The sequence below is a fragment of the Terriglobia bacterium genome (assembly GCA_020073085.1).
GTDB lineage: Bacteria > Acidobacteriota > Terriglobia > JAIQFV01 > JAIQFV01 > JAIQFV01.
In genome coordinates this window covers 77,974-99,812 of the sequence record JAIQFV010000004.1, presented here as the reverse complement: position 1 = coordinate 99,812, position 21,839 = coordinate 77,974, and the positions used below count along the sequence as shown (strand labels likewise).

The following is a 21,839-nucleotide window of genomic DNA, read 5'->3' as shown; positions in this document are numbered from 1 at the left end:
GGATCGCCCGCAACCTCTTAAAAATCGGTTCAAAATCTGCGGCCATATCACCCCCCCATTCGCTTAAGCGCCGTCGTGCTTCCCATCCCCCGGACCAGGGTCCTCAATTTGCCGCCTCGTGTCGTCACAACTTCGGAGTAATGGCCTCGACTGCTTCAGGAGACGTCACAACGGGCACGACCTCAAACTGCACGAGGTCCTCCCACTGCGCGATCCAGCGCTCGAACAACCGTTGGTCCTCGCACTCCATCAGCTGGTAGCAGCGGGTGAAGTCCGCCGCGACCCAGCTATTGATGTATCGCAGACCGTCGGGCGCAAGGCGGCCACGGTCGCGGAACCGGCGGTATACCGGGAGCGGGTCACCATATCGAAAATTCTCAACCACCATGTAAAGGTTCTTCGCCATTGGATTAAACAGGCCTCCTTGATCGGACCGCGGCGCGGCCCTGTTCATCACGCCTTGCGGGGTCCGTGCGAGTCCGCCCGCCGGCGTCATTCTCGAACAGCCCCGTCAATCCACTTATCGATCTCACTCCACACATCCCCTTGCAAAGACTCGTTGTGGTGAGCCCCGGGGACTACAATCAACTGCTTGGGTCCGCGGAGCGCCGCCAAAATTCTCTGGGAGTGCGCCACTGGCGTGTCGCGATCGAGCGCTCCATGGATCAATAATACCGGCACAGAAATATGCGCTGCGGCTGCAACAGGGCTGACGGCGTCCACCCGAAACCTGCCCCATTCTTCCGCGAGAAGGAATGCCTTTCGAATCGTTGCCCGGGTGAGGAAAAACGGGGCCCTCTCCACAGCGACTGTCCGCAGGTCGGAGAACGATTCAACCGCGATCACCGCGCTGATGCGCTTGTCTTCGGCCGCCTCTTGGAGAGCAACTGCAGCACCCAACGAGGTCCCGAACAAGACGATTCGGTGCGGCTCCAGGGTGTCCAGGACCCGATGCAGATCCTTCTTCTCGAAGTAACCGTACGTGCATGTGTCACCACCCGACTCTCCGTGACCCCGGCTATCGTAGGCCACGACTTCGAACCCCCGCCCACAGTAGCGCTCCGCGATGGCTGAGCCGCTCGTCCGATTGTCAGCAACTCCGTGCAGGTAGACCACCGTGCCGCGAGGCGTCCCCGATGCCCGACAATTCCACCCCCTGAGGGTGACGCCTGCGCCCGTGAAAACACTCTCTTCACAGTGGGCCGGCGGGGGCTGATGAACGCGGTGTCGGATCGGATGTAACAGACCGTTCGCAGCCCACGCGGGTAGCTGACTGGCCACGTATACCGAGACAGCCGTCAGAAGAATGACGCCGCCTCCAAGGATGCCCATCCGCGCCGAGATCTTCATTTCGTTTGTGTGATAGCCCTCAATTGCAGCCGGCATGTCTCCTGCCCCGGCGAGGTCTCCTGTCCCTCCTCTTCTCGAGATGAGGTCCTCGGCGGTCTGCGGTGGCGAAAAAGGCGCGCTAGACAACGATCTCTATCTCAAGTAGCCCTTAATGAGTTCGGTAATTCTGGCACTCTTTTCCAATCGAAGGGTGCCTGCCAAATCACTCGCGCTTCACCTTGATTTCACCAGTGCCGTCGGCCGCCAACGCGCGCCAACGAAAGCAGCGGCCAGCCTGATTCACCGGAACCCAAACAGTGCTCCCTGTGCAATCGGGGTTGAATATGCACTCTGCTCCAGCGTCAGGTAAGTTCCGTCCACCTGCTGCATTTGCTCCCGATAGGCCCTTGCGTGTTCTTCTGACCAGAAGAAAATTGACCGCCTTCAATAGGCATGAACGATGTTCGGCTCCCGGAAGGTGGCCCAATCCACTTGCGGCTCGAAGATCAGCGGCTTGGCGGTCGGCTCCTCGACCGTTGACTGCATCTCGCTATTCACGGTTATCCGCAGGGGTTGGTCACAATGCCCACACGCCGTTTGAATGGTCACTGTCACCGGCTCATTTCTCAATCGCCCTTCGACGAAGGACGCCGCCATCGCGTCCTCCGCTCAAGCGGCAAAGCACTGTTCTCCTGTACTGAACCTCAAAGCGTGCGGGGTGGGAGTTAACGTCACCGGAAAGGCCCAGTTCACCGATCCCTGGGTGTCGCGCACCAGAAAAAACAGGTGCTGCTCCAGATCGTCCAGGAGGTTCGTCACGTGTGCCTCGGATAGGCCCAGCGCTCGCGCAATGGCCGCCACGGTGATCGGCGCATTCTGGCGCGGCAGCTCACGGACGACCCAGGAACGGACCCGATGATGTGCCTCCGTCATAAAGGCCAGCCGCGCTGCCATGTGCTCCGGCACCTTCGCCAGATCTTGTTCCCATGCTTGCCGCGAGAGCTCAATCAACTGCCGGCCACGCCCGACCAGGATCGCATTACTCATGGCTAGCTCCTTTCCTACGGACCACCCCTCAAATCCCCACATTATTGACTGAAGGCCAACCCACCGGGCGAACAACCGTCCACTTCACCAGCGGGCATTGCCAAACCGCCACTGCTCGACCGCCCAGCTGTGGCTCGGGTGTGAAAGGATCCCGGCTGCCGTGGCGGGTTTAATCCAAACGAGTTCGTGGTCAGCCTCGAATGCCTTCTTGAAGGGGTACTCCACCGTGCCCTCGATGAAGATGCTCCTCTTTTCGAAATGAGTGCTTTCCGACACCGAGTAGGCAAACTGGACCGCGCGGAGGGTCCAGGCCCCGAGCCGGACGAGCAGCCCGCATTCCTCGAGTGTCTCTCGTTTAATCGTCTCTTCCGGAGTTTCTCCCGCTTCGATGCCGCCTCCCGGAAGGAAGTTTCCCTGTGTAGTGCAGACCACCGCGAGCCGCCCTTCTACATCCTCCACGACTCCGTAGGCGCTGGGCCGAATCACACACTCCCCGACCTCGGGACGTGCACCGAAGACCCGGACCGTGCTCCAATCATCCATCAGCCCTCCATCGCAGCCCAGTCAAGGCCGTGAAATGTGCCAATGGGGCCGCACAGCACCGCAAAGGCCTCTCCGGCCGGATCATCAGTCCAATGAGCACACCCGAGGTTAAGTCTTCGTGCCCTCGCGATCAATCCGGCTTTGCGGTGGGCGTGTGGGGTTCCCGAAAGACCTCGATCATTACCTCGGCCACAACCAACCGAACGTCCCGGCCGTCAGGAGTCCGTACACCAGACCATCAATCATCGACCTCGCCGTTGTGCCCCAGTTGCGCTTGTACCAGATCGAGTTCTGAAGCAGTGCCAGCGAATATCCGATGAACGCTGTGCACCCGGCAAACCGGAAGACCGCCAGATAGTTTGCGCCCACGGGCAACGCCCGGCCCGAAATGTAACCGGCAAACACACTGACGACCACCGAGTAGATAAACCACAAAACGAGACTCGCGCCCATCGAGGGCGGGCCGCTCGGCACGACGGTCATGAAAAGGACAGGACCCGCCTTCATCTTCTCGATGAATTCCGGTTTCTTCATGGCCTCCATCGACCCGGCACACGGTATTCCGTAATCCCCCGGGGGGATATTGAACGGGCGAAGCGCCTCCATGACCTCGTCTTCTTTGGGAACACTGCGAAGATCGCTGCGGTGAAAAGGAAGCACCATATGGATGATGGAGCTCGCCACGAACACAATCACCGCGGACAGAACGATCGGCATCCAGAGTGATATCAGTTCAACCATGAATTCCTCCTTGGATTCAACTTCACACCCAGCCACATACCCCATCGAGGCAGTCGCACAGAGCTTTCGCCCCTCCCGACGCCAAGAATAGTAATCGATGAATTATGCATTTCTCCTTCGGCAGCCAGTCTTATGAGTCTTCAGTCAGAGCTAATCACGCCACAGTGCATTTGCGATCAGCCCAAACGCCAGCCCCGCTGCGCCAAGACAGGCTCCAGTCCCAACCCAGTTGCCGCTGAAAAACGCAACATACGCGGAGATCAAGCTGGCAATCCCAGTGACCATTCCCAGGATGACGGCTATACCTCCGATAGCTTTTGCTTTGTCACTCGCTTCAGGCATGAAGATCTTCCCTTGTCGAAAACCTGTTGGAAGCGGTTCATTGAAGACCATTCACATTAAATGCATCTTTCTCGGGCGTTCCACTGTCCGGCGCGTCACACCCCCCGGCATGTGTGTTTTCGTTTTCCCCTGCGATTTGGATACCCATCCGGGTCAGCGGGTCGGTGATCACACGGTTGCCGTCAGGGTGTACTCGAAGTCGTACGAATGCTTCCCTTCATCGAGGGTGATCGCCATCTTGCCCGCAAGGCCCGCCAGTTGACCGGTACCGGAATCCGGTACGACCGTGATGCTCAGTTGTGGTGTGCCGCGTGTCATGGTGCCACTGTGTTGAAACACGAATGTGCCGCTGCGACCATGCAACGTTCCACTGACCCGTTCGATCGCGACGTAGCCGGCCGAGCCTTGAACATCAGTGCCGGCGGTGAGCATCTGACCTTTGCTCGTGGCTTCCAAATCCCCGTGAAACAGCTTGTCAATGGACATCCGACCCAGGGTTGCGTCCGCAGTATTGTCGTCTGGCGGCTGAGGGATCAATTTTACTTCAAAGGGGCCACGTGCCCGGTTCATCATGAGGAGCTCCTTGTGGGGTTGTGAGCGATAAGCAACTTTGAGTGCCCTGAGTACGACTTAGCGCCCGGTGTACTGCCTGCTCGGGACGTTTTTCCCTCTTGTGCGGGCCGCTAAGGTCTCACCTCCCGAATTCGCAACCACTGATTGCTAAGTGCTGTTCGGTATTGTCTCACGAGGTATTCATCCCGGCTCAATGTATCCATAGCAAGCGCAGACGGCACGAGGAGGGGTCACTGTCGACGACGAGGTCCTCACTCTTGTGCCGCCACCTGAAACTGCTCCAGTTTGCCGTTGGGCATTTCGAAGGTCCATACCCGCAGGGTCTTTTGAGCGAATTTTGCTCGATACACGCGAAGTGTCATGCCTCCGCGGAGGGCCATGTTGACCTGATTGAATTCCTGCGGCGTTCCCAAAGGCGCCAGGCTGCCGGCAAAGTCTCTCAGTGCCTGTTCGCTGAAGTAGCTATTTGCATTATCCGTGAAGAGCGAGCGATCAATTTTTCCATTTTGCAGTCCTTCGAAAATCTTACGGGCCTGCCCAAGCTTCTGTGCAGCCGCGGGATCTTCGGTCGCGAGCAGCAGAGGCGCGATGCCCCGAGCAATTTGCCCGGCGGCCCGGGCGGCATCCTGGTTGGTGAGGACGACAACGGCCGCGTGTTCATCGGGGAAGACGATATTCTCTGCGTTAAAGCCTGACACCTCGCCTCCGTGAGACAAGGCCCGATGTCCCGCCTGGAGGTTGACAGAGACGCCAAGACCGTACTGTGTACCTAACCCGTTCTTAAGCAGAACTTCGGTCTCGAACGCATGGTAAGAAGACGGCTTCATCAGCTTTTGATCGATAAGGGAGATGTCCCATTGGGCGAGGTCCCGCGCGGTCATGGCGATCTCTGCCGCCGCAAAAAGCCAGCCTTTGCCCTCCTTCGGCGCAGGATGGGGTGGGCCCAGGGCATATCGCAAGTAGCCGACCGGGTCGGTCTCCCCCAGCTTTTCCCCGTCAATATTGGCAACGCTTTTCATTCCAAGAGGTGCGAAAACCTTCTCGTGAAGAAACTGCAGTAACGGCATTCCGCTCGCCTTTTCCACGATCACTCCCGCAATCACATAATTAGTATTGCTGTACTCCCACTTTGTACCGGGATCGAAATCCAGCGCCTTACGCGCCCACCCGTCCAGGATTTTCTGTGCTGTGACGGGCAGCAACATCATGGGCATCACATAGTCCTGAGGCCAATAGTCCTGATATCCCGAAGTGTGGGAAAGCAGTTCGCGAATCGTGACCTCCTTAGCCCGGGTGAGATCAGGGACAAATCTGGACACAGGGTCGTCCAGCGAGAGCTTGCCTTGTTCCTGCAGTAGGAGAATTGCGGTGGCCGTGAACTGCTTGCTGATGGACCCGATGCTGTATCGCATCTCCGGCGTGGCTGCGGTTCGCGGCTCGATTCGCGCGTCACCGTACGCATTCGCGTACACAATCTGGCCATTTTTCACCACTGCCACCGAGGCGCTCGGGACGCCGGTCTTGGCCAGAGCCTCTGTAGCGACCTTGTCTATCTTTTCCCGCAGATCAGTTGAAATCTGAGATTGTAAGGTGGAGGGAAAAGCGGCGGAAGCCAGCATAGCAATAAGTGCAAAGAGATGCAGTAACAGACTTGATCGGTGCATGGAACTCTCCTTGTGCAAGAATCTGAAAGCGGAGCAGGAGTAAATAATGCGCGATATCCCTTCGTTACAGTTATCGGCAGGACCGTCACTCGAGAACCTTATTGAGATTCGTTTTGTAGGTGTTTTGCACTCGAAGGGACCGCGTCAAGTAGGCAGTCCATAAGCCCGCGACAATACACGACGCCATGGTTGCGCCAAGCATCTTGGGCACGCCACTTGCGCTCGCGAGCCAAAGATCAGTAGTGTAGCCACCAGGTAAAGAAAGTTTCCAAGAGGTCCGGAAACCCACAGAGCCAAAATGGCGAACCGTACCGATTCGGCGGCATGGATTTTCCAGAGCCGATACCCCGCCGAGAAACCAACAGCCACCGTAACAGCAAAGATCAACCAGGAAACCTGCTTGTAATGGACCCACTGGGTATTGCCTGCCAAAAGAGGAAACTTCTTTTCAGCATTTTGAAATTCATTTGTCAATCTCTCCAACCCTGTGGCGGGGGCGAAGAGCATTAGAATGAGGATCAAGAACAAAAGCCAGCCTCCGATCCCGGCGATGTATTGGTTTTTTAGCATTTCCTACTTCCATGTCTAGTGAGCAACCCTCTTGGCGCGCTCTTGCTTGCCGCGCGGCCGGGTGCACGCCCAAAACGGCGTCACCCATCTCGTGAGATTCGTCTGGAAGCCGCGCCCCAGACCGCATCCTCCCGGAGTGAATTGAGAACGTCTTGGGTCAGCGCGTCAAATTATAAACCAGGCCGAACGGATCTTTGACAGAGCATCTAGAAAATCCGGCTCGTCCTTGATGATCTTGCAACCCTTCTTCACCAGCCGGGCTTTGGCCTCATCGACGCTCTTCACGGTCACTTCCAGGACCGGGCCAAGCGCCGGACCTTGCTCGATAAATAGATTAATATGGCGGCCATGAAGGCTGACATTGTAAAATTTTCTGTAATGATATCTGCCTCTTATAAGTACTCGCTGCATGACCTCCAAATCTGACCTAATGATTCGGTTCGAACCAAGATAGTCCTTGTCCGCCCCTGTCATACAAGAGGACAACTCTCAGGTCGCCACCCGTGATAACCCCTGATCGGTCTGAGGCGGGGATGTGCCAGAGCGGGTTCCCTTCAAGATCGAAGAGGCTCAGGTCAGGAGGCTTCAAGATCAGCAGAGAGTGTCCATCGGAGGAGAAAGCGATCGGTCGTCCTTCAATTGCCAAGGTCTTGAGGACTTCACCCTGCCGTGACAGGATCTGAAACTCTCCCTCCTGCTCGTCGGGGTGATAGCCATCTTCCTCGGACGGATCTTGATTATCATTGACCCAGGAAGCAATCTTGTCACCTGCATGTGAGATCGCAGCCTCCGGTAAAGACGAAACCTTCATCCAGAGTTCCTTTCCATTCTGATCGAGAGCTATGATGAGGCCGAGACCGGGGCCAGGCGGTGGCTCCCGGGAGGCGATAAATGTCTTGAGATCCCTGGCAGCGTGCATATTGCTTGACCAATTAACCCATTTGATATCCCCATGGATCGACAGAAGAGAACTTATGCCATGAACCAGGATGGCTTTATCGTCCTCAGAGAATGAAAGGTCTGCACCGATAGGGGCCCCATCCGCCCTGCGCTTTCACAGCTTCCCGACAGCGTTCGTCAGAATCTGCACAACTGCGCTCCCCCAGGCATTCTCCGTCACTGCGGGAATCACCGCAATAGCATATCCGGATGCAAAGCTCGTCATAAAGCCTTGGAATCCCTGGCCAATCACGAAGTGAATCAATCCGTTGAAGAATGCGAAGCCAAGAGCGCCTGTGGAGAGCCACCCGCGGCCGCTGCGGCCAAGGGCTTCATTGAGCTTCTTGGAAAAGAAGACCCCGAAAAAACTTTCCACAAGGCCCCACACCGCCACCGTGGCGGCAAGCCCCAAGATGCTCGCCGACAGTCCGTCTGCCATCGACATGCGCGTCGCCGAGTGCCGACGTAGCGGAATCCACAGGAGCGCCCCGGCCTGCCACGACATCGCCAGATCTAAAACTAAAGCCAGTACGAGTCCCAGCGCGACTGACTTGTCCGCGTTGCGCCAAGTGAATCCATACCGGGAAAGCCGTTCATGGCGAACGATCACAATGAAAACCAACGCCAAGCCCTCACATGCAAACTGGTATCCCGCAAGGGCAAGGACCCCGGCCAGACCCCGGCCGCGCCGCAATATAGGATCCAATACTGGGAGGGCGGCTGAGCAGACAAGAAAGAAGGCGATGACAACGCTGAGATCGACCGCCGCTCGGCGGTGTTTGGGAACTTCGTCCTGGACTGTGCTGTGATCCGTCAATGGAGTACTCGTCAATCTAACGATGCGCGTCCGTGTTACTCCCTGCCCATTCGCCGCGCAAGAAGGCCAACGCCGTTTTGACGAAGCGCCCGCTCATTTCGCCGAAAATGGGGCCATGCCCGCCGTTTGGAACAATCCAAAGGTACGAGCGAGGGATCGCCGCGTACATTCCCATCGCCAGGCCGACCGGATACAACGGATCCCGGTCGCCATGCACAATCAGGGTGCGGGCCACAATCGTGGACAGGTAAGGCGGCGTGAAGTTCATGTCATCATAGCTGTCCTTGACCGCGTTCATCTGATTCCACAGTTTCCGGATCTGCTCATCGCCCTGTTTGTGCCATTGTCGCATCTGCTGCCACTCGGCTTCACTCCGATTTTCAGGCGTTAACTGGCGCATCAGCGAGCGCGCCTGCTCTGGAAAGTAGGGTGTCGCGCTCACCAGCACCATGGCCTCCACCCGGGCCGGTTGCTGAGTGGCGATGTGAAGCAGCGTCTTGGCCCCAAGGCTCAGGCCGATGGCCTTGAACCGCTCGATACCGAGACGGTCCAGCAGTCCGAGTACGTCCTTGGCCGACTGCCGGAAGGTAAACTCCGGTAATGGATTGGTCGATCTCCCGTGGCCCCGCAGGTCTGGAACCACCAGCCGGTAGCCCTTCGGAGGAGATTTGAAGATCAGCTCCCAATTCGCGCCCACTCCACCCCCGCCATGCAACAGGACCAGAGGATCGCCTTCTCCGCGAATTTCGTAGTACATCTCCATATCGTTGACTTGCTCAGTCCGTCCCGGAGTTGAGAGGGGTTCCATTGAGTCTCCCTATTGAATAAACGATCCGCCTGTGGCCCAGCGCTCAGCGCGTTTTCCCCCACCGTGGACCTGTGGCCCGGCCGGCGTGCTCTTGTCCTTGGCGCCGGCCAGGGGGGACGCGCGAGAATCCCCGCCACGATCAGTATATGAAGGGAACAAGCTTGCGCACACGTCGCTGGTAGTCGCCGTACGTCGGGTACTTTTTCGCCAACCACTTCTCTTCGCGCTTCGACTTCCGGTCGAGGAAGAGGAACAACACAACCACATACCCCAGGGTTAGCCAACCCTGAACGCAAAGCGCCCAGCCCAAGGCGAGAACAAGCCCGCCACTGTACATCGGATGGCGTACAAGCGCGAACGGACCGGTCTCGACGAGCCGCGCGCCCTCCTTCGGATACGGTAACGGCGTCAAAGCGGGACCCAGCTTAACGAGCCCGGCCAGGAGCACGACGCTCCCCGCGACCATCAACACTCCGCCGGTAACCGCACACACCGCCGCAAAGGGAAACGACCATGTGGGTTGACCAAACACCGTGCGGGGACCGAAGAACACCAGCCCGATCAGGGCCACCTGGGTGACAACCAGCCATTCACCGCGCGCGCCCTTCCACCAGTGCTCGTGATCGGCAGCCATCATATCTCACCAGGTCGCTTGATACCCCATGCGTGGCCTAACGGCTTGCCTCTCAGCCACGGCGCGTGACGATCACACCGGTCTTTGTTTGAACGACCTATCATCCGTCTGACGATCGGCACTGCGGTCTCGCCGACGTTCGAAGATGAGCCAAGCTGCAACCAGGGTAAGAACGAACACGCGCGCACCCAAGCCGATGACTCCGCCCTCCGGCCCATATAGGCCGCCCGTGAACAGAGCGGGACCGGCGTCATGCTGCAGAATAAAAGGTGCGGGACCGCGGACAGGACCGCCGCTGATCGAAAACCCAAACACGCGGGCTTGAGCGTAGTTCCAGCCAAAATGGAGCCCGAGCGGCAGCCAGATCCGCTCAGTCGCAGCAAATGCGATGCCATACGCCAGTCCGCCGAGGGTTGTGCTCACAACGGAGAGGACGCTGGCGTTCGCGTTTACTGCGTGCAGCCCCCCAAAAAGCCCGGCCGAAATGACGATGGCGACGGATGGGGGGCGGACCAGCAACAGCAGGGCGCCGAGAAGAGCACACCGGAACAGGAACTCTTCGATCAACGGTACGGCGACGAAGCTCGAGAGATCGTGGGCTAGCGCTGCGACCGGGCTGACGCGCGTCACCGCCAGCAGCCCGCGCGACCATTCGAGCAGGAAGATCGCCGACATGGCCGCGGCACTGATGACGGTGCCGACGGCGAGGTTGATGAATGGGCGGCGATCCAGGCCAAAGCCCAACGCCGCCGCCGCTGGAACGCCGCGTTTACGCAGAGACCATACGCGATAGCCCGCGAGCAGCAAAGCACCGACGATGATCAGTAGTTTCCACATCATCGAACCTCACGACCGAGATGCTCACGTGTAAACAATACACCCTTGATTGGCAAGCATCGTCAAGCAACGCGGGTGTTCCCCCAGTCGATTCCAGCGCAAATCGAGTTTACGGAGGTGTGACAGTTGATGCAAGTCCTCCGGTAAGGCCGTGAGCGCATTGGCGCGGAGATCCAGGTATTCCAAAGAGCATAGACGGCAAATACTGGAAGGAAGTGTCGAAAGGTGGTTGAACCTTAAGTCCAATTCGACCAGATTGGCCAAATTCCCGATGGATTCCGGAAGCCCGGACAGATGATTGGCCTGAAGATTCAGCTTGGCGAGTGACAACAACTGTCCGATGGAATCGGGCAACGTGGTGATCTGATTCTTGTACGCCTGCAGCTCAACAAGATTTCGTAATGCGCCGGTCCCTGAGGGAAGAGTCGTGAGTGAATTGTTGTAAACCCGAAGCTCAATGAGGCTGCGGAGTTCGGCAATCCAGCCGGGCAGTTCGTGAAAGCAGTTGTCGGCAACATTGAGATAACAGAGCCTGGAGAGCGCAGCAAAGGAAGGGGGCAGGCTGCTTAACTGGTTGTTGCTGACATATAAAAAGACCAGGTTTCTCAGCGCGCCCAAGTAGGCCGGCAGCTCAGTAAGGTGATTGTGGCCCAGATCGAGCATTTCGAGATGTTCAAGAGTGTCAATACTGTCGGGGACCGCCGAGAGCTGATTCTGGGAGATGTTGAGGGTTTGCAGTAAATGTAACTGAGCAATGTCCCCCGGGACCTCTGTCAGCCGGTTGTCGAACAAACTGAGACTTGTCAGGCCGGATAGCCTCAAGATCTCGAGTGGGAACTTGGTCAAGCCGCAACTATCCAGATTTGCGTCGCGCAGTGTCGACATGTCCGAACCGGAGGCCATGGCTTCGACCAGTGGCCTACCGCTCAGCGTGGACGTGTGTTGGTGGTTCATAAAATTAGTCGGCGAGCCGCCAAACGCGGCGCTTCATCGGCCGTGGTGGCGCAAACCCAGAGCACGGTCTGCTGCCAGGGCTAATTAATCGCTCATGTCACTCAAACGCCTCCTTGGCTCTCGAATACCAGTGCCACATGCCGATCACGACCTCTTTTGGAAGCGCGTGGCCAAGTTCGCGGGCCAGCAGGCAGATTTGGCCGCGATGGTGGGCGTCGTGCGCAAGAAAGTATCCAAGAAAGTGCATGACGTCGGGCGGAAAACCAGCCACTTTACCGCCCGCTGCAAGCCCGAGGTCCAGGATGCGGGCAAGCGCGGCATGGCTTTCGCGAAGCGCGCCAATTGATTCGGTACGAGTCGCTCGCGACCGATCGAGTCTCAGAGGCGGCCGGATACCCAGCTTGTGGCCAAGCATCTTGATCCACATACACCGAACGTTGTGGATGTGGACGACGATCGCGCCGACGGTTTTCGCCGCCCCGGGCACCTTCGCTGACCACAACTCATCGCTCAGGTTCTCGACGAGGAAGATGTCGATGCGATTGTTTGTGGCCAGGGTGTGGATCGCTGCCTGAGCGAGGTCGACGCTATCGGATTGGCGTGGCATAGGTTTGCTCCTTATCTGGTTTGGCCTGACGCTGACGGCGCTGGTGCCTGACAACCCGGGCGTTATCCGGCAGGGCACTTTCTTTGCGCCGGCCGGGTACACGCGCGGGTTAGACCGATAAATGTCTCAACAGACAAGGGCTTGACGTCATGACGTTAAAGTGCCACAATTTGATCATGAGTGACTTACGACGTTCCACCGTATATCTTGATCCCCATCTGCGCAAAGCGCTCCGCGTGAAAGCTGCCGAAACCGAGCAAAGCATGTCGCAGTTGGTGAATGCAGCTATCCGACGCAGTCTGGAGGAGGACGCCCAAGACCTTGCGGTCTTTGACGCGCGCGCCAAAGAGCCGAACTTGGCATTCGAAAATGTGCTCAAAAACCTGAAACGTCGTGGCAAACTATAAACTCCTCATCAAACCGTCTGGCGCCAAAGAGTTGGAGGACCTACCCCCCAAGATTCGAAAACAAATTGCGAATCGGATTCAACACCTCAGCAGCGAACCACGTCCCCTTGGCTCTGAAAAGCTGTCCGGCCAGGACAAATTCCGTATTCGACAAGGCGATTACCGCATTCTCTATGCCATCCACGACGACGAAGGCTCGATTGTAATCGTAAAGACCGGTCATCGTCGCGAAGTCTACCGATGAACACGTCGGGCTAACCAAGGATTAACTTGTATTAGACCACGCTGGTCAAAAGCAAGGCTTGCAGAGCTTGTAGCTTCATCAGCGATGGTTTGACTCGTGCTCAGTTAAATAACTTGTCCATCTGGTACTTGTTGCACCCCACAAAACCCTGAACTCACCCCGACAAAGACTGAGGTTCTTGCAGCCTGCTCCAGCGAGAGAGAATACTCCGCGAGCATGGGTTGCAGATTCTGCACGGTCATCCCACCTTCGTCCCACAAGTGGGCCCGGGCTTCTCTTCCCCGTTCCACCCCACCCTCCTGCCAGCAGATTCTCTTCATCCTCCCCAAAACTTCCTCAGGGCGGATTCAAGATCCGTTGCAATCAATTCCTCCGGTGAGTAGCGGTACCAGTGTTCGGGCATTAGATCAATATACGGATGCTGGGCAAACCGGCGGTCCATCAAGACGATGATCCCGCGGTCGGTGTCGCTGCGGATCACACGCCCGGCCGACTGGATGACACGGTTCATCCCGGGATAAAGGTACGCATAGGCGAATCCCCGCGACCGCTCGCCGCCCTCCACATCAGCGAATTCCTCGTCGTAATACTGGCGCATGAGTTCCTGTTCGAAGGAGACACGGGGCAGCCCCGGGCCGACAATGATGGCCCCGATCAAGGACTCTCCTGGATAGTCCACCCCTTCCGCGAAAATTCCTCCCTGGACGGCGAGGACCAGTGTCGATCGAGCTTGCTGGAGGGAAGCTTTATGGTTTGGACGTGGCCGAATCCTGGTGTCGATCCCACCCTCTCCCGGATCTCCATCCTGAGCCACAGGGACATCCCCGACCGAAGGAGCAGCCGCTGTCCTCAGATCCTTCAGCACCGCTGCCCGGGCCCCTTCGTCCATCACCCGCTGCTGCGTCACGACGCGGAAATCCGGGAGGTCCAAGAACCTGTGCACGGAGACCAGAAACTCGAACGAGGGGAAAAAGGCAAAATAGTTTCCCGGCCGCACCCGTACGGCTGACTCAATGATGCGGGCGATCTTCTCGTAAAAACGAGATCGTTGGTTGTAGGTGGTCAGGACCTCGGGAACGATGGCAATAAGCCGATTTTCGGGCGGAAAAGGCGACGGCAGGCTGATGGAAAGGGTCCGCGACTTCTCGAACCCCAATACATCCCGGAAAAATTCCATCGGTTCGAGCGTCGCCGACATCGCCGCGGCATTGTAGAAACCGCTTGTGCGCGCCGCGAGCTGCCGGGAGGGGTCTTTGCAAACGATTTTCAGCCGTTCGCTGTTTTCGGTCGCATCATAAATCGTCGAGAACTGCTTGCCGCCAATCGAGGCGACGCTCAGAAAACGGGAGAATTGAAAATAGAAATCAATGAAGGGATCGTCGGGTCGGACCTCGTGGCGGCGCTTTCGATAGATGAAGTAATCCAGCATCATCGATTCCAGCTCGAACCACCGTTTTGTCAGAAAATTTAAATCCAGCGAGGCGATGTACTTGGGCTCGGCAGGGAGGTTGCCTTCAAACGGCTCGCGGGCCGAAAACCCCACGCGTTCAAAGTAGTTTTCAAAAGCAGTAAAAAAGGTGGCCAGACGGTCGAACAGGGCGCGGTCATCGGGTTCGTCAGACCCCGTGAAGTCGAGAGAAACTTGTTGATTAGACCTCAAGGGCGCACGACTGTGCGCCCCTACAGACCCCTGAGCATCACTGGATAATCCCCTGCACCGTGACTCCGCCCAGGCCTTCAACTCGCGGACCGTGTTGCGTTCCAGTTCCGGCGAGTAGTATTCGCGGCCGCGGGAATAGAGGTTGTGTGCCTCATCGATGATCAAAAGGCAGTGATCGAAGGGTTCGCCCGCCGCAAACAGCCGCAACGAAATCCACGGATCAAAAACGTAGTTGTAATCGCAGATGATCAGGTCGGCACGGTTGACCAGCTCCAGGGAAAGCTCGAAGGGGCAAACGCCCGCGGGACTCCCCTTCGCGTAGATCTCATCGGGGAGCATCAGGGCCTGGCTGGAAAAGTAGTCCACCAGTTTCGAGTCGGCGAGGTTGGCGAAATAGTTCTTGGCGTAATTGCAGAAGTCGGGATGGCAAAAGCAGACGTCATTGGCGCACATCTTCTCTTTGGCGCGCAGGACGAGAACATTGAAGCCGGCCGTCTTCTGTGCGGCGTCCGCGGTCTCGAGAATTTGCCGCACCGTTTCCACTACCAATTGCTGCTGGGTCGTCTTGGAGGTCACAAAAAAGATCTTTTTATTTTCCAGCAGGGCAAACCGAAGGACCGGCATCAAGGCAGCCACGGTCTTCCCCACCCCGGTGGGGGCGCACACCATGGCGTCCTTTCGCGCCAGCAGAGCTTCTTCGATGTGTTCCATCATCCGGGATTGATAGGGGCGCATTTCAGAAAAAGGGAACTGTATTTTCCCGGCCAGTTGCCACTTCAGGGCAGCACGGCGCTGTTCGGCGCGCCACTCCTCGATGACCCGCCGGATGGCATCTTGTAGAAGAGCCTCGATGGTTTCCGGATCGAAATCGATTTGAAAAGAATAGCGGCCCTCATCGACGAGGCTGATAAAGACTAAGACCCCCTGCAGGCTGCGAATCCCCCCGATCCAGAGAAAATACAGGTAGAGTTGCAGCTGAAGCTTATACCGCTCAAAACTGGCGGCATCGTATCGGAGCAGTTCCTGGCGTGTGCGCAAGGTCGATTTTACTTCTTCGACCACGGTCACCTCTCCCCGCTGGGAGACCCCATCGATGCGTCCCCCGATGGACACCTCGAATTCATCGACGTGGAAGGAGTGACTGACAGCGATTTCCTTCCGGAACGAGGACTCCTCCTGTGCCCGGCTGGCCTGGTAGGACTCGTGCGCCAGCCGTCCCAGCGTCATTCGGGCCACGCCATAGGCCACCTCATCAACGGCCCCGGGACCGGCCACCAGCGCCGCCACATCCTTCACGCTGAGCGATATGCTCTGTTTATCGGGATCAATCCGGATCGGCATGAGAACAAAGATAAACTTCGACCTCGACAGTTGTCGAGAAGTTTGAAGGAGATTTCAGGAGGGGCAAACGATGAGTGAGGATGGAATGCGGGAAACGGTGGTGTTGCGGCTTCAACTCACTGAAGCGATCACTCCATGGCGGAGAAATCTCTTTGGGAGTCGAAATCAAAACCCTCTGGCCCAGCTGACCAATGTCACAAGCTTTGCCATTGACCCTCAGGCCCACAAAAGATGGCGTGTTCTCTATCGCGCGCGCTTCCCAATGGCGAGGGGCGCGCCGTCATCTCCGAAAAAGTTCAAGGTCGCATCCGAACCGCCTCCGGTACTGATCAGAATGAACTGGGTCTGATACCCTCCGCCGTCCGCAATCTGGGGGAAGATGAGCAGGTTCGGAGCGGGTTGGGAGGCGTCGGCAATCGGGAATGTGGTCAGAAGAAAATCGTTTCGAATGTTGGTCAGCGAGCGCAGGGTGAGAGCGATAAAGGGTGTTGGAGAAAAAATGTCCAGCACCCCGGTAAAACCATCAGGGAGTCCCGGGATAAATTCATTGGCAAATCTTGCATCGTGCCCGTTGCCCGTAAGATCGCACGTGCCGCTGCCCATCGACGTCACCCCATTCTCCTGGTAGGCGGCCAGCGTCACATGGATCGGCGAAGCGTCGGGAGCCGCGATGGCCAACCCGGTGTTGTGCCCCCCGGAACGGTCTACATAGATGCGCGCATGGTTTGTGGGTGTGGCTGAGGGAATGCCGGTTTCAGTGACGAGGGTTCCCGCCACCGAGTAACTCAGGACGGCTGCACCCACCGGGGTGGATGTGCCCGGATGGGGGATGATCTGTACCGAACCGGTATCGACAGTGCCCGCCGCCCCATCGGTAAGATACACGTAAGAATTTCCCGGCTGAATCGAGTATGGGATTTCCGAAAGAAAACTTCCCGTGGCGTGCACCGGCAGGGGCTGTCCCTGATTGCTTCGTATCCTCAAGTCCCCCTTCTCCACCGCATTGGAGGTGTTCATGAGCATGACCATAGTCTTGTATCCGCCCCCATCCGCGAAGTGAGGGAAGTAGAGGGGCGATTGCGCCGGGGATTGGTTCAGATCGGCGATCGGAGTCGTGGTGATCAAGGTTTCGCCGCGCTGGTTTGTCGTCAAACGCAGTCCCAAGACTGCAAGCGGCTGGTCGCTGAGGAGATCCAGCGTGCCATAGCCGTTGAAGGTTCCAGGCAACTTGAAATCGAAGGCCATCTGGCTCAGTTCATTGAGAAAGAGCGCACGATGTTGATTCAGGGGTAGGGTGCTGTTACCCTGGGCCACGACTACTCCCGAATCCCGCAACTCGAACCTGATATTCGCCGTTTCGCTCCCCTGATTTACAATGGCAAAGCCGGTGTTAATGCTGATCTCCCCCGCATTCCGCTGACCCGTTTTAGCAGGGACATTGGGCTGATAATCGACGAATATGCGCGCCCGGGTGGTGGGTGGCGAGGATGGAACCCCCGCTTCACTCACGACCACGCCATTTTGAGTCACACTGAATATCGCGGTGCCATACGGACTGCTCGAAACATCGAGCGCGGAGCTCTTTTTGGATCGTGTGGTGCCGGTGGCAAAGCCCGCTCTGACCGACTTCCCAGCGCCGGTCGTTGAGGTGCTTCCCGCTCCGCCTCCCAGAAGAGAAAGATCTCTACTGAACAGCGGGCCTGGGGGAAGCTTCAGCAGAAGAGAATAATTGCCACTTGTGCCGGATGCTGCCGAAGTCACCTCAATCGTGTATGTCCCTGCCTCCGATAGAGTAAGAAAGCCGGTGGTCGGAGGGATGCGGGAATCACTGCCTCCACCCCCATTGTCATTGGAGGCAATCACGAGCCCGCCTTTCAACAAAGAAACATAAGTGTCGATCTCGGAAGAGCTCACTGAAATGGAGATTGGCTGGCCAGCAAAAACCGTGAAGAAATATCGATCCGCATACCACAGGGCTCCCTTCACAACGGAGTGACAGGAACTGGGACTCAACATTCCATTCGAACCAGTCCCCAGGTCAATGAACTTTTCTGGGCAGTCGACCGGGGGCGTCGTGAACACGACGTCCCTTCCAGACACTGTACCCATACTATTGGTCGCAACCGTCTGAAAATGGTAAGTCGTATCCGGCGAGAGCCCGGTCAGGTCTTGAGTTACCTGGACAGAAACCTGTCCGCTGCCAATCGACTGGGGGACGATCGAGTTTCCGTAGGCGGTACTGGTTCCCCAACGAAAATAAACGGTGGTTTCCAATGAATTGGGATTGACCCAATCATTCACGGTTGCGGAATTCGGTGTAATGTCGATCGGCAAATTAAACCCTGCGATCGTTGGAGAAGAAACATACGATAAAGTCTCAAAATAGACATCTGCCCCAGAAGTCGTTCCCAAGTTGTTGGTCGCCACGGCTCGATAGTGGTAAGTCGTATTCGGTTGGAGTCCCAGCATCGAGAATGGAAACAACATATTATATAGCTCGTTGCCAAAGGGTCGGGGTGCTGTTTGGAATTCATTCAAAGCAGTTCCCCAAATGAAATACCCCGTGGTTACAAGCCCATTAGGATTGACGATGGCATTGAACCTCGCCGAATGCGCCGTGATGTCAGTCGGCTGACCCGTCGTCACGATAGGAGGGGCATCCCCCGGTGCGAGGGTGGTGAATGTTTTGTCACTACTGGCAGATGTCGTTCCCAGGCTATTGCTCGCTACAACCTGGTAGTGATACGTGGTGTTCGGGAGAAGTCCGGTGAGGTCCGCGTAAGCGGGAAAGGGATCCATCCCACTGCCAATATCTTGCGGCGCCGTGGTGTTGCCATAGGCGGCGCTGGTTCCCCAACAAAAATAAGCGGTCGTGCCAAGCCCGTTGGGATTGACTAAGCCAAAAAGTGTTGCTGAATTCGATGTGACATTCGACGGGGAAAGATTTACTGCGGTCGGGGCAGCTCCTCCGTTGACTGTCGTGAAGGTGGAATCGCCTCCAATGAGAGTTCCGGCACTGCTCGTGATCACGACTCGGTAATGGTAGGCAGTGTTCGGGAGGAGTCCGGTAAGCTCAAACTCCGCATGCCAGTCCGTGTAAATCGATGGAACCGGAATGGGCGGCGTCTCGTGTCCATAGGCCAAACTGGTTCCCCACTGGAACACGACTTGGGCTCTGAGGCCGTGCGGATTGACTGTGGCATTGAGATGAACGGAGGAGAAGGAGATGTAGCTGGCGGGATCAGTAATGCCCGTCGGAGAAGGAGGAAGCGGCGGCGTTTTGAACTGCCTTCCGTCAGCGTAGGTCGTCCCCAGAATGTTACTCGCCACTACCTGATAATAGTAGCTTGTATCCGGCAACAGACCCTGAAGGTCCGCTGTCACCCGTACGTAACTGGTCCCGCTGCCGATTGATTGTGTGGCGGTCACATTTCCATAAGCGGGCGTGGTCCCCCATCGAAAGTAAACCGACGTGTCCAAACCCGTGGGATGAACGGACCCGGTCAGGGTGGCTGAATTGGGGCTGACGATGCTGGGATAGCCCGTCTGGGCCAGGGGCGGAGCAAGTCCGGGCAACGTCGTGAAAATCATGTCGCCCCCGGTGATGACTACCCCGCCACTGCTCGCCACATACATAAAATGATAAGTGGTGTAAGGCACGAGTCCGGTGAGGTCGAAGGACAGCGGAATGTCACTGGTCCCGCTCCCAAGGGGGATTGGCCATAAAGTCGCTCCGGAATAGTTGTCAGCCTTATAGGTGTACCAGAAACTGGTCGACACCCCATTGGGATTCACGACGCCGTTCAATGTGGCCGAGTTGGAGGTGATGTTGCTGGCTTCCTGGGTGATTACCAGGGGCCCCCCGGAAGGTAACTGCTGAGTCGTAAACACCGCATCCTGGCCATACGATGTGCCTGCACTGTTCGTGGCTACGATGCGAAAGTGATAGGTGGTGCTGGCCCGAAGCAGTCCGTTGATTACGGATTGCTGAGGAAAGAGACTTTGCTCAAATCCTATGGCGGTCTGCTCTGTCGAGTGTCCATATGAGGCTGTGCTTCCCCACTCAAAATAGTAGAAGGTATAGAGCCCATTCGGATTGATCGTGCCTGCCAGCGAGGCAGAATCATAGGTGACATTAAAAGCAGCAAGGGTTTCGACCGTGGGCGCGGACTCTCCCGCAAGTTCGCGGGGATAAGACATTACCAAGAGGATCAACGCAAGGAGAGGAACTGCTGCTCTTTGAAAAGTGAAATAACGCCTATATGTGCTCATATCGAATCCCTCAGCTTCTGAAGAGATCCCGGATGAAGGTCTCTAAACACCAAGGCGAGCCACTACGACTCTCACGCAAACATTTCTTCGAAAGCGGGGTAATTGAAAGGGGAATAGAAGCGAGTTTCGCCTGACTGTCAGTCAGGTTTTACTTTTGGAGAGTCGATCGTGGGGAATCGACCGGATTTATTCTATGACTAAATCCTTTCGGATTCAAGAAGATATTAAGAAAGCGGAACCTGCATGGTGACCACACGGGTGCTGGTAACCACTTATACCCGCGACAACATCAGCATACCGATCGCCACCGTGAGTATCGTCAACGGCACTCCCACCCTGAGGTATTCCAGGAATGAGATTCGGACTTCGTGGCGGGCACGTTCCACCACGATCAGGTTGGCAATAGAGCCGAGCAACGTGAGGTTGCCCGCCAGGGTGGATGACATGGCGAGGACGAGCCATGCCTGGTGCGCATTCGCCAACCGTTCTACAAAGGGCTTGAAGACCAGCACCGCCGGCACGTTGCTCACCACGTTGGAGAGAAGCGCACTGAGCAGACTCAATACCGCCACGCGGTTGAGGCTGAAATGGGAAGCGATGCCGCCGAGATCCTGACTCAACAAAGCCTTTTCGACCCCCGCAATCACCACGAACAACCCGGCGAACAGGACCAGCAGTTGCCAATCGATTTCCCGGTAGACTTTTTCGGGTTTCACCCGGCGAGTGATCAACAACGCAGCTCCCGTCACCACCGCCACTTTGGCCACCGGCCATCCCGCAAAAAACAAAACGATCATGACCCCCGCGGCAATCACGGATTTCCATAACAGCACTCGATTGACCCGGACGCGGGGTTTCGGAATATCGACGTGGCGGGCCCCGGTGAATTCCTTCCGATACACGAGAGCGATCAGCAGCACCGTCAAGACCAACCCCATTCCGGCCACCGGGGCCAGCCTGGCCGCAAAGACGCGATAGGGGATATGCGAAAACGTCCCGATCATCATGTTTTGAGGATTCCCGGTAATGGTCGCCACGCTCCCAATGTTCGACGCCATCGCCACCGCAAGCAGGTAAGGGATTGGCCTGCGGTTCAGTTGAACAACGATCTCGAGCACCAGGGGCGTGAGGACCAGGCACATGGTATCGTTCACGAAGAAGGCCGAGAAAACTCCGGAGACCAGGACGATTCCACTCAACAGCGCCAGGGGATGATGGGCGTGCTCCACTACCCAAGTGCTGATCACCGCGAAAAATCCGGAGAGCCGGAGATTCGCCACAACGATCATCATCCCGAATAGCAGGATGATGGTTTCGTAATTAATGGCCCGGAAGGCTTCATCGAGGGAAAGGACCCGAAACGCAATCATCAGGCTGGCGCCGATGATTGCCGCGCCGGTGCGATCGACGCGAAATCCGGGAAGACGCCCGACGGCGAGTACGAGATAAGTGCCCAGGAAAATCAAGAGTGCAGGAAACATGTGAGGCAATGGCAAGATCAGTCGCAAGG

General features: G+C 57.0%; 24 protein-coding genes. 2 read left to right on the top strand and 22 right to left on the bottom strand.

The window, feature by feature from the left end; all coding sequences use genetic code 11:
- Window positions 1-124: 124 nt before the first annotated feature.
- From LAO21_06270 to LAO21_06185, 18 genes are all read right to left on the bottom strand, one after another.
- Window positions 125-406, bottom strand: a complete 282-nt coding sequence (locus tag LAO21_06270; GenBank protein MBZ5552307.1) for a DUF3303 domain-containing protein — start codon at window positions 404-406, stop codon at window positions 125-127.
- An 86-nt stretch (window positions 407-492) separates the two neighbouring features.
- Window positions 493-1,386, bottom strand: coding sequence for an alpha/beta fold hydrolase (locus LAO21_06265; protein MBZ5552306.1), 894 nt, complete (start codon window positions 1,384-1,386; stop codon window positions 493-495).
- Window positions 1,387-1,773: 387 nt separating this feature from the next.
- Complete coding sequence (locus LAO21_06260) at window positions 1,774-1,986, bottom strand: alkylmercury lyase family protein (GenBank protein MBZ5552305.1); 213 nt, start codon at window positions 1,984-1,986, stop codon at window positions 1,774-1,776.
- Window positions 1,987-1,998: 12 nt separating this feature from the next.
- A complete protein-coding gene (locus LAO21_06255) occupies window positions 1,999-2,376 on the bottom strand; it encodes a hypothetical protein (GenBank protein MBZ5552304.1) in 378 nt (125 codons plus the stop codon).
- Window positions 2,377-2,460: 84 nt separating this feature from the next.
- The gene (locus LAO21_06250; protein MBZ5552303.1) at window positions 2,461-2,919 is read right to left on the bottom strand and encodes an NUDIX domain-containing protein; all 459 of its coding nucleotides are present in this window, start codon (window positions 2,917-2,919) and stop codon (window positions 2,461-2,463) included.
- 180 nt (window positions 2,920-3,099) lie between these two features.
- Window positions 3,100-3,660 (bottom strand): hypothetical protein, encoded by a 561-nt coding sequence (locus LAO21_06245; protein ID MBZ5552302.1) that lies wholly within the window; start codon window positions 3,658-3,660, stop codon window positions 3,100-3,102.
- Between the two features lie 150 nt (window positions 3,661-3,810).
- A complete protein-coding gene (locus LAO21_06240; GenBank protein ID MBZ5552301.1) occupies window positions 3,811-4,002 on the bottom strand; it encodes a hypothetical protein in 192 nt (63 codons plus the stop codon).
- A gap of 168 nt (window positions 4,003-4,170) precedes the next feature.
- Window positions 4,171-4,572: a DUF3224 domain-containing protein gene (locus tag LAO21_06235; GenBank protein MBZ5552300.1), complete on the bottom strand. Its 402-nt coding sequence runs from the start codon at window positions 4,570-4,572 to the stop codon at window positions 4,171-4,173.
- 254 nt (window positions 4,573-4,826) lie between these two features.
- The gene (locus tag LAO21_06230) at window positions 4,827-6,239 is read right to left on the bottom strand and encodes a beta-lactamase family protein (GenBank protein ID MBZ5552299.1); all 1,413 of its coding nucleotides are present in this window, start codon (window positions 6,237-6,239) and stop codon (window positions 4,827-4,829) included.
- A 144-nt stretch (window positions 6,240-6,383) separates the two neighbouring features.
- Window positions 6,384-6,809, bottom strand: a complete 426-nt coding sequence (locus LAO21_06225) for a hypothetical protein (protein MBZ5552298.1) — start codon at window positions 6,807-6,809, stop codon at window positions 6,384-6,386.
- Between the two features lie 165 nt (window positions 6,810-6,974).
- Window positions 6,975-7,220, bottom strand: coding sequence for a hypothetical protein (locus LAO21_06220; protein ID MBZ5552297.1), 246 nt, complete (start codon window positions 7,218-7,220; stop codon window positions 6,975-6,977).
- A 16-nt stretch (window positions 7,221-7,236) separates the two neighbouring features.
- Window positions 7,237-7,728 (bottom strand): hypothetical protein, encoded by a 492-nt coding sequence (locus LAO21_06215; GenBank protein MBZ5552296.1) that lies wholly within the window; start codon window positions 7,726-7,728, stop codon window positions 7,237-7,239.
- 135 nt (window positions 7,729-7,863) lie between these two features.
- Window positions 7,864-8,565 (bottom strand): hypothetical protein, encoded by a 702-nt coding sequence (locus tag LAO21_06210; GenBank protein MBZ5552295.1) that lies wholly within the window; start codon window positions 8,563-8,565, stop codon window positions 7,864-7,866.
- A gap of 16 nt (window positions 8,566-8,581) precedes the next feature.
- Window positions 8,582-9,373 (bottom strand): alpha/beta hydrolase, encoded by a 792-nt coding sequence (locus LAO21_06205; GenBank protein ID MBZ5552294.1) that lies wholly within the window; start codon window positions 9,371-9,373, stop codon window positions 8,582-8,584.
- 139 nt (window positions 9,374-9,512) lie between these two features.
- A complete protein-coding gene (locus tag LAO21_06200) occupies window positions 9,513-10,007 on the bottom strand; it encodes an isoprenylcysteine carboxylmethyltransferase family protein (GenBank protein ID MBZ5552293.1) in 495 nt (164 codons plus the stop codon).
- Between the two features lie 72 nt (window positions 10,008-10,079).
- Window positions 10,080-10,844, bottom strand: a complete 765-nt coding sequence (locus LAO21_06195) for a CPBP family intramembrane metalloprotease (GenBank protein MBZ5552292.1) — start codon at window positions 10,842-10,844, stop codon at window positions 10,080-10,082.
- A gap of 24 nt (window positions 10,845-10,868) precedes the next feature.
- On the bottom strand, window positions 10,869-11,798 hold the full coding sequence (locus LAO21_06190) for a leucine-rich repeat domain-containing protein (GenBank protein ID MBZ5552291.1): 930 nt from the start codon (window positions 11,796-11,798) through the stop codon (window positions 10,869-10,871).
- 97 nt (window positions 11,799-11,895) lie between these two features.
- On the bottom strand, window positions 11,896-12,405 hold the full coding sequence (locus LAO21_06185) for a DinB family protein (protein MBZ5552290.1): 510 nt from the start codon (window positions 12,403-12,405) through the stop codon (window positions 11,896-11,898).
- Between the two features lie 176 nt (window positions 12,406-12,581).
- Between LAO21_06185 and LAO21_06180 the strand changes: the two genes are divergently transcribed.
- Window positions 12,582-12,812, top strand: coding sequence for a CopG family transcriptional regulator (locus LAO21_06180; GenBank protein ID MBZ5552289.1), 231 nt, complete (start codon window positions 12,582-12,584; stop codon window positions 12,810-12,812).
- The gene (locus LAO21_06175) at window positions 12,799-13,056 is read left to right on the top strand and encodes a type II toxin-antitoxin system RelE/ParE family toxin (GenBank protein ID MBZ5552288.1); all 258 of its coding nucleotides are present in this window, start codon (window positions 12,799-12,801) and stop codon (window positions 13,054-13,056) included. Before LAO21_06180 ends, LAO21_06175 begins: the two co-directional genes overlap by 14 nt.
- A 104-nt stretch (window positions 13,057-13,160) precedes the next feature.
- Here the strand turns inward: LAO21_06175 and LAO21_06170 are convergent, their stop codons facing one another.
- The 4 genes from LAO21_06170 to LAO21_06155 all read right to left on the bottom strand — a co-directional run bounded on the left by LAO21_06170 (window position 13,161) and on the right by LAO21_06155 (window position 21,810).
- On the bottom strand, window positions 13,161-13,376 hold the full coding sequence (locus LAO21_06170) for a hypothetical protein (protein MBZ5552287.1): 216 nt from the start codon (window positions 13,374-13,376) through the stop codon (window positions 13,161-13,163).
- The gene (locus tag LAO21_06165; protein MBZ5552286.1) at window positions 13,373-16,057 is read right to left on the bottom strand and encodes an ATP-dependent DNA helicase; all 2,685 of its coding nucleotides are present in this window, start codon (window positions 16,055-16,057) and stop codon (window positions 13,373-13,375) included. Before LAO21_06165 ends, LAO21_06170 begins: the two co-directional genes overlap by 4 nt.
- Before the next feature lie 243 nt (window positions 16,058-16,300).
- Window positions 16,301-20,329 (bottom strand): hypothetical protein, encoded by a 4,029-nt coding sequence (locus LAO21_06160; GenBank protein ID MBZ5552285.1) that lies wholly within the window; start codon window positions 20,327-20,329, stop codon window positions 16,301-16,303.
- A gap of 272 nt (window positions 20,330-20,601) precedes the next feature.
- Window positions 20,602-21,810 (bottom strand): anion transporter, encoded by a 1,209-nt coding sequence (locus LAO21_06155; protein ID MBZ5552284.1) that lies wholly within the window; start codon window positions 21,808-21,810, stop codon window positions 20,602-20,604.
- Between the last annotated feature and the right edge of the window lie 29 nt (window positions 21,811-21,839).

Bases quoted from the DNA above. Each gene is read 5' to 3' on its own strand.
- LAO21_06270 (MBZ5552307.1), bottom strand. From the start codon at position 406: ATGGCGAAGAACCTTTACATGGTGGTTGAGAATTTTCGATATGGTGAC.
- LAO21_06265 (MBZ5552306.1), bottom strand. From the start codon at position 1,386: ATGCCGGCTGCAATTGAGGGCTATCACACAAACGAAATGAAGATCTCG.
- LAO21_06260 (MBZ5552305.1), bottom strand. From the start codon at position 1,986: ATGGCGGCGTCCTTCGTCGAAGGGCGATTGAGAAATGAGCCGGTGACA.
- LAO21_06255 (MBZ5552304.1), bottom strand. From the start codon at position 2,376: ATGAGTAATGCGATCCTGGTCGGGCGTGGCCGGCAGTTGATTGAGCTC.
- LAO21_06250 (MBZ5552303.1), bottom strand. From the start codon at position 2,919: ATGGATGATTGGAGCACGGTCCGGGTCTTCGGTGCACGTCCCGAGGTC.
- LAO21_06245 (MBZ5552302.1), bottom strand. From the start codon at position 3,660: ATGGTTGAACTGATATCACTCTGGATGCCGATCGTTCTGTCCGCGGTG.
- LAO21_06240 (MBZ5552301.1), bottom strand. From the start codon at position 4,002: ATGCCTGAAGCGAGTGACAAAGCAAAAGCTATCGGAGGTATAGCCGTC.
- LAO21_06235 (MBZ5552300.1), bottom strand. From the start codon at position 4,572: ATGAACCGGGCACGTGGCCCCTTTGAAGTAAAATTGATCCCTCAGCCG.
- LAO21_06230 (MBZ5552299.1), bottom strand. From the start codon at position 6,239: ATGCACCGATCAAGTCTGTTACTGCATCTCTTTGCACTTATTGCTATG.
- LAO21_06225 (MBZ5552298.1), bottom strand. From the start codon at position 6,809: ATGCTAAAAAACCAATACATCGCCGGGATCGGAGGCTGGCTTTTGTTC.
- LAO21_06220 (MBZ5552297.1), bottom strand. From the start codon at position 7,220: ATGCAGCGAGTACTTATAAGAGGCAGATATCATTACAGAAAATTTTAC.
- LAO21_06215 (MBZ5552296.1), bottom strand. From the start codon at position 7,728: ATGCACGCTGCCAGGGATCTCAAGACATTTATCGCCTCCCGGGAGCCA.
- LAO21_06205 (MBZ5552294.1), bottom strand. From the start codon at position 9,373: ATGGAACCCCTCTCAACTCCGGGACGGACTGAGCAAGTCAACGATATG.
- LAO21_06200 (MBZ5552293.1), bottom strand. From the start codon at position 10,007: ATGGCTGCCGATCACGAGCACTGGTGGAAGGGCGCGCGCGGTGAATGG.
- LAO21_06195 (MBZ5552292.1), bottom strand. From the start codon at position 10,844: ATGTGGAAACTACTGATCATCGTCGGTGCTTTGCTGCTCGCGGGCTAT.
- LAO21_06190 (MBZ5552291.1), bottom strand. From the start codon at position 11,798: ATGAACCACCAACACACGTCCACGCTGAGCGGTAGGCCACTGGTCGAA.
- LAO21_06185 (MBZ5552290.1), bottom strand. From the start codon at position 12,405: ATGCCACGCCAATCCGATAGCGTCGACCTCGCTCAGGCAGCGATCCAC.
- LAO21_06180 (MBZ5552289.1), top strand. From the start codon at position 12,582: ATGAGTGACTTACGACGTTCCACCGTATATCTTGATCCCCATCTGCGC.
- LAO21_06170 (MBZ5552287.1), bottom strand. From the start codon at position 13,376: ATGAAGAGAATCTGCTGGCAGGAGGGTGGGGTGGAACGGGGAAGAGAA.
- LAO21_06165 (MBZ5552286.1), bottom strand. From the start codon at position 16,057: ATGCCGATCCGGATTGATCCCGATAAACAGAGCATATCGCTCAGCGTG.
- LAO21_06160 (MBZ5552285.1), bottom strand. From the start codon at position 20,329: ATGAGCACATATAGGCGTTATTTCACTTTTCAAAGAGCAGCAGTTCCT.
- LAO21_06155 (MBZ5552284.1), bottom strand. From the start codon at position 21,810: ATGTTTCCTGCACTCTTGATTTTCCTGGGCACTTATCTCGTACTCGCC.